The organism is Sphingobium sp. Z007, assembly GCF_900013425.1.
GTDB lineage: Bacteria > Pseudomonadota > Alphaproteobacteria > Sphingomonadales > Sphingomonadaceae > Sphingobium.
Genome location: NZ_FBXK01000001.1, coordinates 1054548 through 1071315 on the forward strand (window position 1 = coordinate 1054548; position 16768 = coordinate 1071315).

11 protein-coding genes are annotated in these 16768 nt (G+C 62.6%); 2 read left to right on the forward strand and 9 right to left on the reverse strand.

Annotated features, from left to right (window positions below; all coding sequences use genetic code 11):
• Window positions 1-45: 45 nt before the first annotated feature.
• Window positions 46-1386 (forward strand): cation:proton antiporter, encoded by a 1341-nt coding sequence (locus CEQ44_RS04845; RefSeq protein ID WP_088185067.1) that lies wholly within the window; start codon window positions 46-48, stop codon window positions 1384-1386.
• 31 nt (window positions 1387-1417) lie between these two features.
• Here the strand turns inward: CEQ44_RS04845 and CEQ44_RS04850 are convergent, their stop codons facing one another.
• From CEQ44_RS04850 to CEQ44_RS04880, 7 genes are all read right to left on the reverse strand, one after another.
• A complete protein-coding gene (locus CEQ44_RS04850) occupies window positions 1418-1954 on the reverse strand; it encodes a DUF6805 domain-containing protein (RefSeq protein WP_088185068.1) in 537 nt (178 codons plus the stop codon).
• A 148-nt stretch (window positions 1955-2102) separates the two neighbouring features.
• On the reverse strand, window positions 2103-4013 hold the full coding sequence (locus CEQ44_RS04855) for an NPCBM/NEW2 domain-containing protein (RefSeq protein ID WP_088185069.1): 1911 nt from the start codon (window positions 4011-4013) through the stop codon (window positions 2103-2105).
• Window positions 4010-6349, reverse strand: a complete 2340-nt coding sequence (locus CEQ44_RS04860) for a glycoside hydrolase N-terminal domain-containing protein (protein ID WP_088185070.1) — start codon at window positions 6347-6349, stop codon at window positions 4010-4012. Before CEQ44_RS04860 ends, CEQ44_RS04855 begins: the two co-directional genes overlap by 4 nt.
• Complete coding sequence (locus tag CEQ44_RS04865) at window positions 6346-7914, reverse strand: glycoside hydrolase 43 family protein (RefSeq protein WP_088185071.1); 1569 nt, start codon at window positions 7912-7914, stop codon at window positions 6346-6348. Before CEQ44_RS04865 ends, CEQ44_RS04860 begins: the two co-directional genes overlap by 4 nt.
• Window positions 7915-7925: 11 nt before the next feature.
• Entirely contained in the window at window positions 7926-9620 is a 1695-nt protein-coding gene (locus CEQ44_RS04870) for a glycoside hydrolase family 43 protein (RefSeq protein ID WP_088185072.1), read from the reverse strand.
• Between the two features lie 81 nt (window positions 9621-9701).
• Entirely contained in the window at window positions 9702-10691 is a 990-nt protein-coding gene (locus tag CEQ44_RS04875; protein WP_088185073.1) for a glycoside hydrolase family 43 protein, read from the reverse strand.
• A gap of 24 nt (window positions 10692-10715) precedes the next feature.
• A complete protein-coding gene (locus CEQ44_RS04880) occupies window positions 10716-12377 on the reverse strand; it encodes a carboxylesterase/lipase family protein (RefSeq protein ID WP_088185074.1) in 1662 nt (553 codons plus the stop codon).
• A gap of 222 nt (window positions 12378-12599) precedes the next feature.
• On the opposite strand from CEQ44_RS04880, the gene CEQ44_RS04885 reads away from it, so the two are divergent.
• On the forward strand, window positions 12600-13646 hold the full coding sequence (locus tag CEQ44_RS04885; RefSeq protein WP_088185075.1) for a LacI family DNA-binding transcriptional regulator: 1047 nt from the start codon (window positions 12600-12602) through the stop codon (window positions 13644-13646).
• Here the strand turns inward: CEQ44_RS04885 and CEQ44_RS04890 are convergent.
• Entirely contained in the window at window positions 13607-15241 is a 1635-nt protein-coding gene (locus CEQ44_RS04890; RefSeq protein ID WP_088185076.1) for a glycoside hydrolase family 43 protein, read from the reverse strand. The genes CEQ44_RS04885 and CEQ44_RS04890 overlap by 40 nt on opposite strands.
• Window positions 15238-16482, reverse strand: coding sequence for an MFS transporter (locus CEQ44_RS04895; protein WP_088185077.1), 1245 nt, complete (start codon window positions 16480-16482; stop codon window positions 15238-15240). Before CEQ44_RS04895 ends, CEQ44_RS04890 begins: the two co-directional genes overlap by 4 nt.
• Between the last annotated feature and the right edge of the window lie 286 nt (window positions 16483-16768).

The following is a 16768-nucleotide window of genomic DNA, read 5'->3' on the forward strand; positions in this document are numbered from 1 at the left end:
GCATAGCTATGATAGCGCTATCACAATAAATGGGGGAGGGCAGAGATGGACGGCGCTAATTTATCCGTACTGACCGACATATTGGAGCCGCATGGCCCGGCCGTCGCCGCAAAAATGGCCAGCTATACGCCGGGGGACCATAGCGTTCATTTTTTCCTGCAACTCATGCTGATCATCGCTGCCTGTCGGGCGGTGGGCTGGTTGGGCCGGAGATGTCTGGCGCAACCGCAGGTGGTGGGCGAAATGATCGCCGGTGTGATCTTGGGACCGTCGCTGTTCGGGATGGTCGCCCCCGATCTGCACGCCATGATCTTTCCCAAGGAAACGAGCAACGTCCTTTACGCCGGGTCGCAATTGGGCGTGGCGCTTTATATGTTCCTTGTGGGGCTGACTTTGCGGCTCGATCATTTTCGGTCGAAGGCCCGTAATGCAGCCATGGTGTCGGCCGCAGGATTGCTGGCGCCGTTCCTGCTAGCGGTATTGATAACGCCCTATCTTTTGCAGGTGCCGGGTCTGTTCGCCGATGGATTGGGGCGGGGGCAAGCCACTTTGTTCCTGGGCGCATGTATCGCGCTGACCGCTTTTCCCATGCTGGCGCGGATCATCAATGAGCGCGGTCTGGCGGATAGTCCGCTCGGCACGCTGTCATTGACGGCGGGGGCGTTCGACGATGCGGCTTCCTGGTGCGTTCTGGCTGTGGTGCTGGCCCTGTCGGCGGGCGACAGCGCGATCGCTATCGTCGCGATCACCGGCGCACTTTTGTACGCCACATTTCTTATGCTGTTCGGCCGAAGATTATTGGCGCCGCTGGGCCGCGCGGTCGAGGCGCGGGGCGAAATGAGCGCCACGATATTGGCTATAACATTGTCCTTATTCTGCCTGTCCGCCTTCATCATGGACGCGATCGGCATTCACGGGATATTCGGCGGGTTCATTCTGGGCGTGTTCATGCCACGCGGCCTCTTCGTACAAGAGTTGAAGGCCAAGGTCGAACCGATCGCCGTCGTTCTTCTGTTGCCGATGTTCTTCACTTATTCCGGGCTCAACACGCGGTTGGACGTCATGAGTTCCGTTCCCTATCTTTTGATTGCGTTAGGCATCTTGTTGGTATCCATCCTTGCCAAGTTCGGCGCCTGCTATCTGGCGGCGCGCTTGTCGGGGGAAGACAATCATACTGCCTTGGGCATAGGCGCATTGATGAATTCCCGCGGCCTGATGGAATTGATCATCGTCAATATCGGCATTCAAAAGGGGATCATTCAGCCAGCACTGTTTTCGATGCTGGTGCTGATGGCCATCGTGACCACCATGATGGCGGGGCCCCTGTTCGAGCTGTTTTACGGCCGGCGCGCGCGGGCTATGGGGCAGTTGGCGCCCCATAGTTGACCGGCATCGTGCCAAAATCGCGGGTGCATCGTCAGCGCGCTTCCATGCTTCGCACGCCATAGACGGTGCTCTTGCCCTTGAGGCCGGTGAGCGTCACAATGGACTGAGCGGCCTGTGTCGGCGCGAGCGGATAGTCGATGTGCAGCCATTCATTCCGCTTGCGCGTTTCGCGCCGCTCGACAGCGACTTCCTGGCCGTCGACGACGATCCGCATTGCACGGCCGGTGTCGTTGCCCCAATAGGTGATCTGAAGGATGGCCGGGCCGGGGCGACGCTGGATCGTGAAACGGGCCTGTGCGCCTTCCGGCAGGGAGCGGTTCTTCTTGCCGTAGAATTCGGCGCTCTGCCCGCCGGTGGCGGTAAAGCCATGATCCCGTTCGGGCTGCATCTCGCCGATATGGAAAATGTCGATCGTGCGACGCGCCAGATCGACGCGAGCCGCGTCCGCCGCAAGATAGGCGGTGCGTTCGCTTTGCCAGCTTTGTGGCGTGAAGGTGCGGAAATAGACGGCGGTGCGGCGGTCGTAGAGGGGGTAGAAGGGGACCAGATCGTGCTGCTGGCCCAGCACATCGGTTGCGCGATAATGATGCGGATGCGCGCTGTTGGCCAGGTGCGGTCGCGGCGCGTAGCAGCGTGGGCGAAAGCGAGAAAAGCAGACTGGCCGATGCCAGCAAAGTCCGGCGGGTAAGGGGATGACGCATGCTATTTTTCTCCGGTCAGCGGCGCAGGGCCGCGTCGCCCCATGTCACTGGGACGGCATTGTCCGTGACGCCATCGGCACGGGCCACAAGTTCGAGGATCGCGACGCCCTTGACGTCTGCTTCCAGCGGATGGGCTGGTGCCCCGCGACGCAGCGGCGGCGTACTGGCGAGCGCCTTGCCGTCGCCATAGAGGAAGAAGCGGACCGGCTGATCTCCATCCAGAGCGCTGTCGTCCACGCCGACCGATGCGGTGAAGCGGGCAAAGCCCTTGTTCCGCACCTCCAGTCGGGAGTTGGCGAGGATGCCGACGCCCGAAGCGAAAGTGCGGCCGGCAACGACAAGCGCCTGATTATAGGGTGTCGCGTCGGCCATCGCGCCGCCCCATCCGGCGTACATGGGGCGCTCGCCGATGCCGCGCGTGCCGCGCCAGCCTGGTATCGAGCGATAGATGGTGGGATCGGGTTCGGGCTGCACCACCCCGTCGACTGCCGGGTTTACGACGCCGGGCTGTTCCGACAGATAGAGGCCGTCGGTCAATAAGCGGTCGCCCTTTGCGCGGAACACCAGAGTCTGGCGCGGTTCGACACGCAGCTTTACTTCTTTGGTGAAATTGCTTTTTCCGCCCGTCCACAGATCAGACAGGGCGACGGGGCGGTCGGCGCGAAACTTCAGATGATCGGCGGTAAGCATGGCGTCCACCGCAGACAATCCCCGGTTGAACAGCGCGACAGCCTTGTCGCCGTTCGCCAGCGTCTTGACCAGAATCTGGAAACCATCGCTGTCGAACGCGACTGTGGCCTGATTGCCGGCAGCATCCTGGTTGAGCGCGATCAGTTCCGCATTGCCGAAAATATCGAGCAGCGGTTGGGGCGTGGTCCGCAGGTCCGAGCCGATCAAAAGCGGCGCGTTCATCATTGCCCAGAGCGCGAAATGCGACTTCGCCTCGGTCAGATGGTTCGCATCGAAATCCCCCTTGCCGATGAACAGCATGTCGGGATCGTTCCAGCTGCCCGGATGCGCATAGAGCGCACGGCGCACGGCGCTGTCATAATTGGTGAGCATCCGGCCCCAGTCTGGGGATATGTCGTCGCTGGTGCGCGATATGCTGCCGACATCCTTGCCCCAGGATCGGACATTGGCGCTGCCCCAGATGCAGAGCGAGAGCATATAGTCGCCGTCGGGATTATATTTCGCGAGCGACTGGTTGATGTCGGCAAAGAGCGATTTGACGGCCGGGATGTCCGATCGGGTGATGCTGTGCTGGTCGATGAGCGGGGGAAGGGCGCGGAACTGACCGTTGCGGACGCGCTCTGAATCGGCCGCGAACGCGCGGATGCCGCAGCCGTCCACCTTAATGGCGTCGAAGCCCCAGTCTGCAAAAAAGAGGCGGATGTCCTGGTCGCTATGGCCATATAGTCCGACTTCCCGCTCCGCCACCGAGCCTTCGGGCAGTTGCGCCGGTCCATCCGAATAAGCCTGCGAGCAGCTGTTGCGGCCAAGGTCGGAATAGATGCCCGCCTTGAAACCCATGGCATGGAGCTTTTCGGTCAGGGGACGAAAGGAGGGATCGCCCTTCCCGGCGTGGGCGGAGGGAAAGTTGTCGGCGCGGATGATGAGTTTATGGTCGCTGGTGCGGCGTTTCAGCCACCAGCCATCGTCGATATTGATGAAGCGATAGCCCTTCTTCGCAAGGCCGGTGTCGAGGATGCGCTTGGCCGAACCGAGCAGTTTTTCCTCGTCGATTTCGGTGAAAAAGGCGTTCCAGCTGTTCCAGCCCATCGGCGGCAGCTGGGCGCTGCCGACCTGATAAGCGCTCCAACGACCGGTGGGGGCCAGCGGATCGGCGGCGGAGCTAGTGGTTTGCGCCCAGAGGCTGGTGCTGGCGCACAGTGCGATCACAGGCAGGATGCAACGGCAGAGGGTCATGCGAAGTCCTTGCGAGTCAGGGATACCGGCCTATCGGCTTTGAATGTCAGGGTCCGGTGTTTGCCAGCCAGGCGGATGGTGCGGGGGCCGGACAATTCGGGGCGCAGGATAGCGCGATCGAGGTGGCCGTCCTGCCAGTAAAGGTCGACGCTACAGCGACCGCGCGCGCGCAGGCCGGTAATCCTGCCGGTCGGCCAAGCTTTCGGCAGCGCGGGCAGCAGGTCGATGACGTCGCCATGGCTGTCCAGCAGCATGGCGACGATCCCCGCCGCACCACCGAAATTGCCGTCGATCTGGAACGGGGGATGAGCGTCGAACATATTGGGGTAGGTGCGTTCCGGGCCGAGCAGGAAGCGCAGGATGTCATACGCATGGTCGCCTTCGCGCAGGCGCGCCCACAGGTTGATGCGCCAGGCGGTCGCCCAACCGGTCGCCCGGTCGCCGCGTATCTCCAACGTGCGGCGCGCGGCGGCGGCCAGATCGGGCGTGCCGTCTGGCGTAATCTGGCGCGACGGGTACAGACCGTAGAGGTGGGAGACATGGCGGTGGTTCTGTTCGGGCGCGTCGGCGTCCCAATCCTGCTGCCATTCCTGAAGCTGACCCTGGCGCCCGATTTTATAGGGCGCGAGCTTGTCGCGCGCGGTGTGCATCTCAGCGACAAGCGCGGCGTCGGTGCCCAGGATGGTTGCGGCCTCGATCGTCTGCGTGAAGAGATCGCGCAAAATCCCCATGTCCATCGTCGGCCCCGCGCACAGCGTGCCGCCATGGCCGTGCGGATTTTCAGGGCTCATGGAGGGATTTGTGACGATGAAGCCGGTGGTCGGATCGCGCTGGAGCGTGTCGATGAAGAAGCGCGCAGCTCCCGCCATCAAGGGGTAGATGGACGCCAGATAGGTGGGATCGCGACCATAGTCATAATGGTCCCATAAATGGGTGCAAAGCCAAGCGCCGCCGGTGGGCCAAAGGCCGAATTCCGCGCCGTCGATCGGTGCGGTGGCGCGCCACAGGTCGGTGTTATGATGCGCGACCCAGCCGCGTGCGCCATACATGGTGCGGGCGGTGCGTTCGCCCGTGATGGCGAGGTCGCGCACCATCTCCACCAGCGGGGCGACACATTCGCCAAGCGCCGTCGGTTCGTCCGGCCAATAATTCATCTGGGTGTTGATGTTGATCGTATATTTGGAACCCCAGGGGGGCGACAGGCTGTCGTTCCAGAGGCCCTGTAAATTGGCGGGCTGGCCACCCGGACGGGACGCGCAGATCAGCAGATAGCGCGCATAATCGAAATAGAGGGCAGAGAGCGCGGGATCGTCGCTGGTCTGGGAAGCGGCGATGCGTTGGTCGGTGGGCAATTGCGCGGCGGGCGTGGCACCCAGGTCGAGGGCGACGCGGCGGAACAGGCGCTGATGCGCGGCGGCGGTATCGGCGGCGATCTGGGCGAAGGATCGGCCCTTGACCCTGGCCAGCCTGGCGGCCGTGGCGGCGAGCGGGTCGCCGCTGACGTCATCGAAGCGCTTGTAGCTGGTCGCCATGGCGAGGAGCAGGGTGACGGATGTTGCGCCACGGATGCTGAGGTGGCCGTCGGCGCTGTGCGTTACGCGTCCGCCTTCAATCTGCGTCGTCAGGCGCGCGGCGAAGCGGAGGTTGCCTTCTATCCCCTTCGATGCGCCGTTCCGGCCAGTGAGCAGCAATCCGGCGGGGCCGTCCGCCATGACCCGAATGTCTCGCTGAGTTGAGCGCAAGGCGATGTCGACGTTGAGTTTGCCAGCCTTGCTGGCGGTCAGATGGACCGCGATGATCTGATCGGCCGGGGAGGCGACGACCTGACGGACATGGGTGACGCCGTTCGCGTCGAACCGGGTGGTCGCGATCGCTTTGTCGAGATCAAGATCGCGGCGATAGGCGATGGCGTCGCCCAGGCCGGGAAAGTCCAGGATCAGGTCGCCCAGCGTCTGATAAGGCATTTGCGCCAGCGGCTTGGCCATCAATGTCTGGTTGGCCAGCGTCTCGGCCTCCGCGATTTTGCCTGCGAAGATCAGGTCGCGCACTTTGGGCAGCGTCGCCTTCGCCTGAGGGTTCACAGGATCATATGGCTGGCCCGCCCAGAGCGTGCTTTCGTTGAGTTGCAGCCTTTCCTGGCCAATGCCGCCGAACAGCATCGCGCCCAAACGCCCATTGCCGATAGGCAGCGCTTGGGTCCATTCCGTTGCAGGCTGACGATACCATAGGGTTGTCGGGGCCGGGGTGTCGGCTGCTGCACCCCTGGGTCGCGCTGCCGCGATCGCGGCGGTGCCGGCCGCCATCGCGGCCATGGTTTCGCGGCGGCTGAAGGTCATGGCTGCACGCTGGCGGCGAGAGGCGCGAGCGTGAAGCTGTCGACATCGAGATAGCCGTCGGTAGGGGCTGGGTTGTAGCAGGAAATCGCGATTTGCTGGCCCTGGAAGGTGCCGGTGCGCCAGTCGAACGCAAGTGGGAAGGCGTTGCCGACGTCCTGCCATGTCCGGTTGTCGACGCTGTAGCCGACGCGGCCCTGTTGCGTCTGGAAATCCATATCTGTACGCAGCCAGAGGGTGCGGCCAGTGATGGGAATGGCGGGGACGCGGATGTCTGTTCGCGGGCCGCTCTGCGTGCTTTCGGTCAGCTGCATCCGCAGCGATCGCGCGCCCTTCGCGCCGCCGACGACGGACAGTTGCGCGTTATACTTGCCGAAGCTGCCGAGGCCGCACATATCGCCCACCTCAATGCCGGCAATGTCGAGCTTCACGATCGCGCGCATCCTTGGCCCCTGCGCCTTTTGCGTCAGCGTGTTGCGCGCGCTCCAGATGCCGTTCGCCTGCGTCGCTTGAAGACGTAGGAAGCCGGGCCGCTGCGTCAGCGACCATCGGCTGTCGTCGGGATTGTGGTTCCACTGCCATTGCAGACCAAGTTTCGGGGACGAAAAATCGTCCGACGAGGGCGGTTCGGCGAAAGCATGACCGGCAATCGGCTTGGGCGAACGGTCGGGCACGAAATCGGGCTTGTTCGGCGTGCCCCACCAGGGCCAGTCGTCTTTCCAGAAGATCGGACTGATATTGGTCATGCGGCCGATCGCGCCCGCATCCACCATGACGAAGCCATACCAACTGCCGTCCGGCATATCGACCATCGCGCCCTGATGGCCGCCGACCTTGTCATCAATGGAAGGCTTGGTTTCCCATGGTCCCCACAAGCTGCGCGAGCGCGACACAGTCATCGCCAGCTTGCCGGGGATGGCGTTGAAGAGATAGTAGAAGCCGCTGTGGCGGATGATCTTCGATCCTTCCGCGCCCTTGTTATAATAAGTGACTTTCGCGGCGGTTACGGCGGAGAGATCGTCGTTGAGGGTCAGTAGCGTCACCGTGCCGTCGGAACCGATCGAGGTGCCGAGATAGGCGGTGCCGTCCGCGTCGATGAACAGGGCGGGATCGAAGGCTTCGCGGTCCAGTTCCTTATAGGTCCAGGGGCCATCGATCCTGGCCGAACGGTAGATGCGCGTCTTGTGCCCGACCGGGGTGACGGCGAGATAGAACAGGCCTTTGTGACGGCGCAGGCTGGCGGCGTAGAATCCGTGGCGATAGTCGCCGCCGTCCTTGAGGTCGTAGCGCGGGTCGCCATCGAGCCGATCGACCACATGGGTCGCGATACGCCAGTTCACCAGATCCTTCGAATGGAGGATGGTGACGCCCGGCGCATTGGCGAAAGTGGTGGATACGAAATAGAAATCCTCACCCACGCGGATGATGTCGGGATCAGGATAGTCGGCGAACAGCACAGGATTGCGATAGGTGCCGTCGCCTTGATCGGATCGCCAGACCTGTGCGGGCAGGGCGACGGCGATCAGGCCGGTGGCGAGGGCGAGACCCAAGGCAACGGTGCGGTTCATGCGGTCGCTCCTCAGTTGGCCGGGCTATAGTGATAGGGGCCAACGATCGTGCCGACGAAGCCGCCCGCCTTCTTCGTGCTGAGCAGGGTGGCGTCCACGCCGTCCTTCAACGTCTTGGTGGTGCCGCCGATGCCATAGTCGAAGCCAATGGTTCCGCCGGTTGCGCGGATGGTAAGGGTTACAGGACCGCTGACGGTAACGGGCGCGGCGGCGACCAGCGTGTCGGTATCGGCCGCGTCGCGGGTGTAGAGGGCGACGACCGGCTTGCCGGCGATCCGGGTGAGGCCGAAAAAGAGGTTGCTGCGGTCGCTCTGCACGGCGGCGAGGCCGGCGCGGTCGCCATCCCTGGCTGGGGTGTAGCGTAGCGTCGTGGAGAAGGTGGCGTTGCCATGTTGTTGCCGCCGACCGATGAAGGCGGGCACGCCGTTCAAGTCGCCCAGCGGCGCACCGCTACCCAGCGCCAGCGCGCCGCCGGCGAGTTGATAAAAAGGCTTTTGCGGCGTGCGGATGCCGATCCATTCCATAGGCAGCTTTGTGCCGTCAAATTCCTCGACATAAGCGAAATCGCCGCTGGTGGGCAAAGCGGGCTTGGGCTGCGCCGGGAGATTGGGCGCCTTTACGGCATGAGGGATCGCCTGCCCGCGCGGCAGGATGATCGGCCAGCCGTCCTTCCATTCCACTGGCAGCAGGAAAGTTTCGCGGCCGATATTATAATGATCGTCGGCATCATAGGGGCGGACGGCCAGGAAGGTCGCCCACCAGTCGCCATTCTGCGTCTGGACCAGTTCGGCATGGCCCGCCGACCCGATCATGTCGGGCCGCGCTGGATCGAGATCGCGCTGCGTCAGGATCGGGTTCCCCTCGAACGGGACATAGGGGCCGCGCAATGCTTTCGCGCGCAGGACGACCTGCGAATGGTTGACGCTGGTGCCGCCTTCGGCCGCGGTCAGATAGTAATAGCCGTCCTTGCGGAAGATATGCGGTCCTTCGATCCAGACCGGCTTCTTGGTGATATCGACGCCGCCATTGATAAGCTGGGTGCTGTCCCCCACCATCTTGCCGGCGCGCCAGTCATATTCCTGAATCCAGATCGCGCGATGCCCGTCATAGCGGGGCTTTTCATCGGGCGCGCGGTTGTTGACGATATAGGCCTTGTCGCCCTCCCAATAGATGGACGGGTCGATCCCTTCGAACGGCAGCCAGATTGGGTTGGACCAGGGGCCGGCGGGATCTTTGGCGGTGATGACGAAATTGCCCTTACATTCGACGCAGGTATTGACGATGTAAAAGGTGCCGTCGTGATAGCTGATGTCCGGCGCGAATACGGCTTGCGAGAGGCGGCGGCCATTGAAATTCAGTTGTTCCGGGCGGTCGATCGCGTTGGCGATCTGCGTCCAATTGACCAGATCTTTCGATTTGAAGATCGGCAGGCCCGGATAATGGGCGAAGGATGAATTGACGAGATAATAGTCGTCGCTCACGCGGGTTACCGATGGGTCGGGATAATAGCCGGTCAGGATCGGATTGCGATATTCGCCCGGCTTGACGACGATTTTTTCCGCTGATTGCCCTTCATAGGTAAAGCGTTCGAACAGCGCCGGTGTGGTTTGGGCCGGTGCGGTTTGGGCGGGGGCGGCGAACAGCGAGATGGACAGTATCGACGGGATGAGCGCAGCGAGGGGCAAGGTGCGGCGGGTCATAATCATTCTCTCTCCAACTGCTGCGCTGACGTGCGTCTTTAGTTAGCGCTACCATAACCCCCTATGAAGGTTCGGCGCAAGCTGCGTTTATTTTGTCGGATCGTCGGCGGTGACGCCAGCCTCTGTTTGTACGACGGGCTTCATCGTGCCGTCCGATTTATAGTCCAGCCGTTCCACCGTCACCGCGCGCCGCCCGATCGCGCCGTTCTGATCGCCGATGGCGAGCGCGGCATTGTGCAGGAAAATATACCATTGTTTCTGGAATTCAGCGATGCCGGCGTGGATGGTGAAGCTATATTTGCCTGACCCGGTGAGTTCGCCGCGATAGGTCCAGGGACCGTCCAGCGCGGTCGCCGTGGCGCAGGAAATCCGCTCGTCGCGATGGGTGGTGCGGTCGAGCGACGCGTAGGTCAGATAATAGAGCTTGCCCCGCTTGTGCAGCCACGGACCTTCCTCGAAATGCGGCGGCGTGATTTCGCGGATCGGCCCATCGATCTCGATCATATTGGGTTTTAGCTTCGCAATATAGCAGTGGCGATTGCCCCAGGCGATCCATGTCACCCCGTCATCGTCGGTGAGGACGGTTGGGTCGATATCCTCCCAGCTATGCGTGCCCTTGGGCGTCATCTGGTTGGTGATGAGCGCCGACCCTTTCGCGTCGACGAAGGGGCCGGTGGGCGTATCGGACACGGCGACCGCGATCGCCTTGCCCGGATGCGTCTTGTCATGCTCCACTGCGGCGTAGAACCAGTATTTGCCGTTCTTCTTGATGGTCTGCGACGCCCAGGCGTCCTTTTTGGCCCATGTGAAGTCCGACACGTTCATGATCGGGCCGTGGTCCGTCCAATGCTTCATGTCGGTGGTCGAATAGACAAGCCATTCGCGCATGGTGAACATCTCGTCGCGCTGCGCTTCGTCATGACCGACATAGAGATAGAGGCGGTTTCCATCCACCATGGGCGCGGGATCGGCGGTGAACTTGTCGCGGATGATGGGATTGGCGCCGGGCGCGTCTTGCGACAGGGCCGGCGCCGCCATGGCGCTGAGGAGGAGACAGGGAATAAGCGAGCGACGCATGAGGATCGTCCTTGTGGATAACGGTCAGGAAAGGATGATACGGCGCGCTTCGCCTTCGGGATCATCGACCATGCGGCAGTGATCGTCGAAGACCATCGTCGGGCAACGGGTGGCGTCCGTGGGCGTCCATGATAGGCCAGGCTGGCCAGGATTGCCGGTGCGCGCGAAATTGGCCCAAGCTGTCGCCATGGTCCGGGCGAGCTTTTGCGCTTCGGGCGTATTGCCCGTGCCCTGATCGCACAGCGCCGTGTTGTCGAACACGAAGGCAAGGTCGGCCGTATGCCATGCGCCTGCCACGCCATCCAACTGGGGCGACTGCCACTGGAACAGATATTGATACATAGGCGCGCTGCCGGGCTGCTTTTGCCGAAGGGCGATTATATCCTGTATGCGGTTGCGATAGCCCAGGGAATCCACGCCGTAGGACAGGGTACGGATCGCCTTTTGCGGATGCGTGCGCTTCAACGTGGCGATCAAGGCATCGGCCTTCTGCGCGCCATAGCGCTGCATAAGATCGGCGCGCCATTCCGCCTCGGTCGGGTTTTGGCCAAAGCGCATCCCTTCTTCGCTGGTGTTGCCGATCAGCATGGGTACGTCGCGCGACACATCTGGCGCCGCGTCGAAGAAAGAGCGAACGGTGATGACCCGTCCGTCCAGCGTGGGGTTCCAGCCGACGCGCGGGGTCGCGGAGGGGCCGCCGGCCCCGCGTGGGCCGTTGATTTGCTCCGCCACCTTGTTGCCTGCGGCAAAGAGCGTGGCCCAGTCCATCTTCTGCAAGGCGCCGATATCCCGCTGGCCGATGCCAAGTTCCTGCACGACGCGACGGGAAAAATCGCGCGACTGTTCGATCGTGGGTATATTGCCGCCGCCGCCCGATTGCGCCGCGGCGCGATGGATAAGGCCTTTGCCCGACGCCATGCCCATCAGCGTCGTCACCTTCGAAGCGCCGCCCGATTGGCCGAAGATCATGATCCGGTCGGGATTGCCGCCAAAAGCGGCGATATTTTCCTGCACCCAGCGTAGCGCTGCGATGCAGTCGGTCATGCTGACATTGACCGATTCCTCGTAGGCCGACCCGCCGACATCGGTCAGATCGAGGAAGCCCAAGACGTTGAGACGGTGGTTGATCGACACCTGCACGACATCATGATGCCGCGCCATCTGTGCGCCGTCATGCGACGCCAGTTCGTAGGAAGAACCAAAGGCGAAACCGCCGCCATGGAAATAGACCATGACCGGGCGATTGCCCGACAGCGACGGCGTCCAGATATTGAGCTTGAGCATATCCTCGCCCTGGAAGCCGTCGGTCCATTGCTGGAGAAACGTATGCTCTTTGGCGCGAAAGCTGTGCGGCGTCTGCGGGCAATTTGCGCCATAGACCAGCGCTGGATAAGGGTCGGTCCATGGCCTGGGGGGCTTGGCGGGCAACCATCGGTTCACGCCGCCGGTATCGTCGCCATAGGGAACGCCCTTGAAGGTGAAAACATCGCCTGCGACATAACCGCGCACCGGGCCATGGCGGGTTTGCGCAATGGCATTTTTGGGTGTGGAGCAGGAGGACGCCGTCATACCCTGACCGGAACGGGCGGCCGAAGCCACGTCGCCGGGGAAGAAGGCCGCGGCGCCGCCCAGAGACGAGGCCAGCAGGGCGTTGCGCCGACTAAGAAGAATAGCTTTGGTGGTCATCCTCACGCTCCGGGTCTGTTTTGCACATTGTTATTTATGAAAGGCGGCGCTCCATCAGGGCGATGCTATCCTGCCGTGATGGCGCGGGTTGCTTTGGATAGAATGGCCATCGTCAATGGCGATGGACGACCGACGCGGAATGGCCGGGCCTATTTCTCGCTTTGCCGATGCCCGTCCATGTTTTAGGTCGGCTGATCGGATGTCGAGCGCGCAAGGGGAAGCATGGCAAGATCGCAGCAGATGGGGCGTGGTGCGACCATAGTGGATGTGGCCAGGCGCGCCAACGTGTCGTCGATGACGGTATCGCGCGTCATCAATGGGCGTTCCGGCGTCAGCGCGGAAACGCGCGCGGCGGTCGAGGAGGCGATCAAGGCGCTGGCCTATACGCCCAATGTCGCGGCGCGCAATCTGGTGAACTCGACGGAATTGCGGATCGGCATCATCTATTCCAATGCCAGCGCCGCCTTCATGAGCGAGTTTTTGACGGGCGTTTTCGAGGAGGCGTCGTCGCGCGGCGCCAGATTGATGTTGCTGAAGGGGGAAGGCGGCCGGCCCCCGCCGGTGGACGCCATTGAAGACCTGGTCGCATCCGGGCTGAGCGGCGCTTTGCTTGCGCCCCCGCTGGGGGAGGCACCCGATGTGCTGCGCGTGCTGCGCGATGCGGGATGCGCCATGGCGGCCGTAGGCGCCTATCAGTCGCCTGGCACGATCTGCGTGCGGATCGACGATCGCGCGGCATCCTACCAGATGACCCGGTTGCTGCTTGATCTGGGGCACCGCCAACTGGGGTTCATCTTGGGCAATCCCGATCAGGCGGCGAGTGCCGAACGGATGGCTGGATTTTACGCCGCGGTCCGCGAAACCGGCGGGGTGGAGGTTCAGGTGGTCCAGGGCGACTTCACTTATGGTTCGGGACTGGCCGCTGCCGAACATCTGCTGGCCCTGCCCAAACGGCCCACCGCCATCTTCGCGAGCAATGACGACATGGCCGCCGCGGTCGTGTCGGTGGCGCATCGCCGGCATCTGGACGTTCCGGGCGAACTCACCGTGGCGGGTTTCGACGATACGACCCTGGCGAGCACGCTCTGGCCGCCATTGACCACGGTCCATCAGCCCGTGCGCGAACTGGCGGCCGAAGCGCTGAGCCTGCTGATCGCCGAAATCGCGGCCAAAAAGGGCAAGTCGCGCGTGCCGCGCGAAACCATCCTCGATCACAGGATCGTGGAGCGTCAGTCGACCGGCGCGCATCGGTCGTCGTCGCCTGCATAAAGGAACCAGGCGAAATCGGCCGGGGTCGCCAGGCCGGACGCATCCTGGCAGGCCATGCCGACGAAGGTGCCCGTGAAATTGGGGAGGCCAGGACAGGTGACCTCGTCCGAGAGGATGGTCGCATCCAGTTTCTGCGGGAGGGTCTGCCAGGCGGATGCCCCTTCGCTGCGCCAGTTAAAGATCAGAGCGTCAGCATCGACGTCGGCTTTCAGTTCGATAGGTCCGTCGGGCAGCAGCGCGACGGTTTCTATCGTGACGCCTTCGGCCAGTTCAGGCGACGCGATCATCAATTGCAGTTCGCGGGCCTGAGCGTCCTTGCTGATGCTGAGATAATAATATTTGGTGCTGTTATAGTAGAGGATCAGACCCGCAGCCTGCTGGAAGCAGCGCGGCGCAAAGTCCAGACAGACCGTCGCGGTGAAGCGCCGATGCTCCAGCCGCCGCGCGACGAGCGCCTGTTCGAAATGGCTGCCGACGGTTTCCCGACCGTACAGGCGCAGGAAACCGGGCCGTTCGGACAGGCTGAAGAGGCGTTCGGGCATGGGCGTACGCAACCATTGAAATTCGGGCGGCAAACTCTCGCTGTCAAAGCGGCCATTCCATTTGTCTTGGGGCCAAGGGGTCGAAGGCAGTTCGGGCGCATTGGGCCTTGCCATCGGTCGCCCATCGCCAGCCAACGTGCGCAGCCATCCATCCTCATCCCATCGCATCGGCTGAATTGCGGTTTCGCGGCCCAGGATGCAGCGCTCCCGGCCGGGGACGGGGCGTCCGCACAGATAGGCGAGCCAGGGCGTGCCGTCCTTGAGTTCCACCAGGTCGCCATGGCCTGTGCGCGTCAGCGGCCCTTGGCGATCGCCGGCCGCCGTCAGCACGACGCCATCGGGATGCACTTCATAAGGGCCGAGCAGGTCGCGGGAACGGGCCATCACGACCGCATGATCCCATCCGGTGCCGCCTTCGGCCACCAGAAGATGATACCATCCGTCGCGTTTGTAGATATGGGGGCCTTCGGTAAAGCCCAGATCGGTCCCCCTGAAAATGAGATGGGGTTGGCCGACGAGTGTCAGGGCGGCGCGATCAAATTGCTGGATCTGGATGCCCGCGAAACGGCCGCGGCCGGGGCGGTGGTCCCACAGCATGTTCAACATCCAGCTGCGCCCGTCATCGTCATGAAATAGGGCAGGGTCAAAGCCGCTGCTGTTGAGGTGGACGGCGTCAGACCAGTCGCCGTCGATCTGGTCACAATGAACCACATAGTTGGGGAAATCGCGCAGGGACGCCCCCCTCGCACCATTGACCGTCGTTACGCCATAGCGCTTGACGTCCGTGAAGATCAGCCAGAAGCGACCGTCGGCATAGCTGAGGTCGGGCGCCCACACGCCACATGAATCCGGCGCGCCGCGCATGTCCAGCTGCGACGCCCGCGCCAGTGGTCGCGCCACCAGCCGCCAATTTTGGAGGTCGCGGCTATGATGAATCTGCACGCCCGGATACCATTCGAAGGTCGATGTCGCGATGTAGAAATCATCGCCCACCCGCAGGATCGACGGATCGGGATTGAAACCCGGAAGAATCGGATTGGAGATGCTATTCATGCGGGTTTGCGCACCAGTGTCCACAGGAGAAGAGCGCCCAGAAGGTCAAGGACGCCAAGAATGACGAAAAATGGCCCATAGCCGACTTGGTCCACCATCTGTCCCAGCAGGAGGGTGAAGATAAGGACGCCCAGATTGCCTGCCAGGCCAGCCAGACCCGCGGCAGTGGCTACGACATTGCGCGGAAAAAGGTCCGACGCCATCGTGATGACCGTGACCGAAAGCGTCTGATGCGCAAAGCCGCCCAGGCACAGCAAAGCGATGGCCGCATAGGGGTTCGTCGCCATACCGACAAAGGCCATGCCGGTCATCATGACCGCACCCAAAGTGAAGGTCCAACGCCGGGCATCGATCAGATCGACATTGCGGCGTTGCAGAAAGGTGACGACGGCCGGACCGAACAGACATCCCAGATCGGCGGCGAGAAAGGGCAGCCATGCAAAGAGAGCGATTTGCGCCAGGTCGAAGCCGCGCACCCGCGCCAGATAGAGCGGCATCCAGAAGGACAACATGCCCCATACCGGGTCCGCCAGCATCCGCGGTAGGGCGATCCCCCAAAGGTCGCGTCGGCGCAGCAGCGACAGGATGGACGCGCGTGTCGCCTGCGGCGCGAGCCGCGCTTCCTGTCCACTGGCGATATAGTCGCGTTCCTGGGCGGTCAGCCGTGGGTGGCGCGCGGGACTGTTATAATAGAATAGCCAGAGTAATGCCCAAACCAGGCCGATGGCCCCGGCAATCACGAACGCCAGGCGCCAACTGTGCATCATGACTGCCCATGCCACCAGGGGCGGCGCGAACACCGCGCCGAACGAGGCACCGATATTATAAACGCCGCCGGCAAGGCCGCGTTCCTTGGCCGGAAACCATTCGGCGACGAGTTTTTGACCGGCGGGTTGGGCTGACCCTTCCGCCAAGCCCAGCAGGCCGCGCAAAGCGGCAAATCCGAACCATCCGTTGACGAAGCCATGCGCCATGGTGATGAGCGACCAGGCGGCGACGCAAACGCCAAAGCCTATGCGCAGCCCCACGCTGTCGAGGAAGTAGCCGGCGGCCGGCTGGAACATCACGCCAAGCTGGAAGGCGCTAGTGATCCAGCCATATTCGACGCTGGTGATGGACTGTTCCGACAGAATGACGGGGGCAGCCACGCCCAGGACGGAGCGCGAAAGATAGTTGATGACCATGGCGCCGACGAACAGGCCGATAATGGTCCATCGTATTTTTCCCATCCGACCGGTCATCGCGAAGCCTGTGTGATAGCGTTAACATATCTGGCAGCGGGCGCGGATTCCGCACGCAACATCGCAAGTTGCCGGTGGTACGGGCACCGCAATGCATGAACTGACGCTAGGTTTTGCACCACATGACATCCTCCTCCCATCGCTCTTGTCAGACTATTGACAATAATCGACGACGATATCAATAGACGTTGTTAGCGCTAACCAAATTTCTGTCGAGTCTATGACATGGCCGACGGGAGAAGTGCCGTTTCGGACCCTGCTCCGCGACAGGAAAGAAAAATCCAGG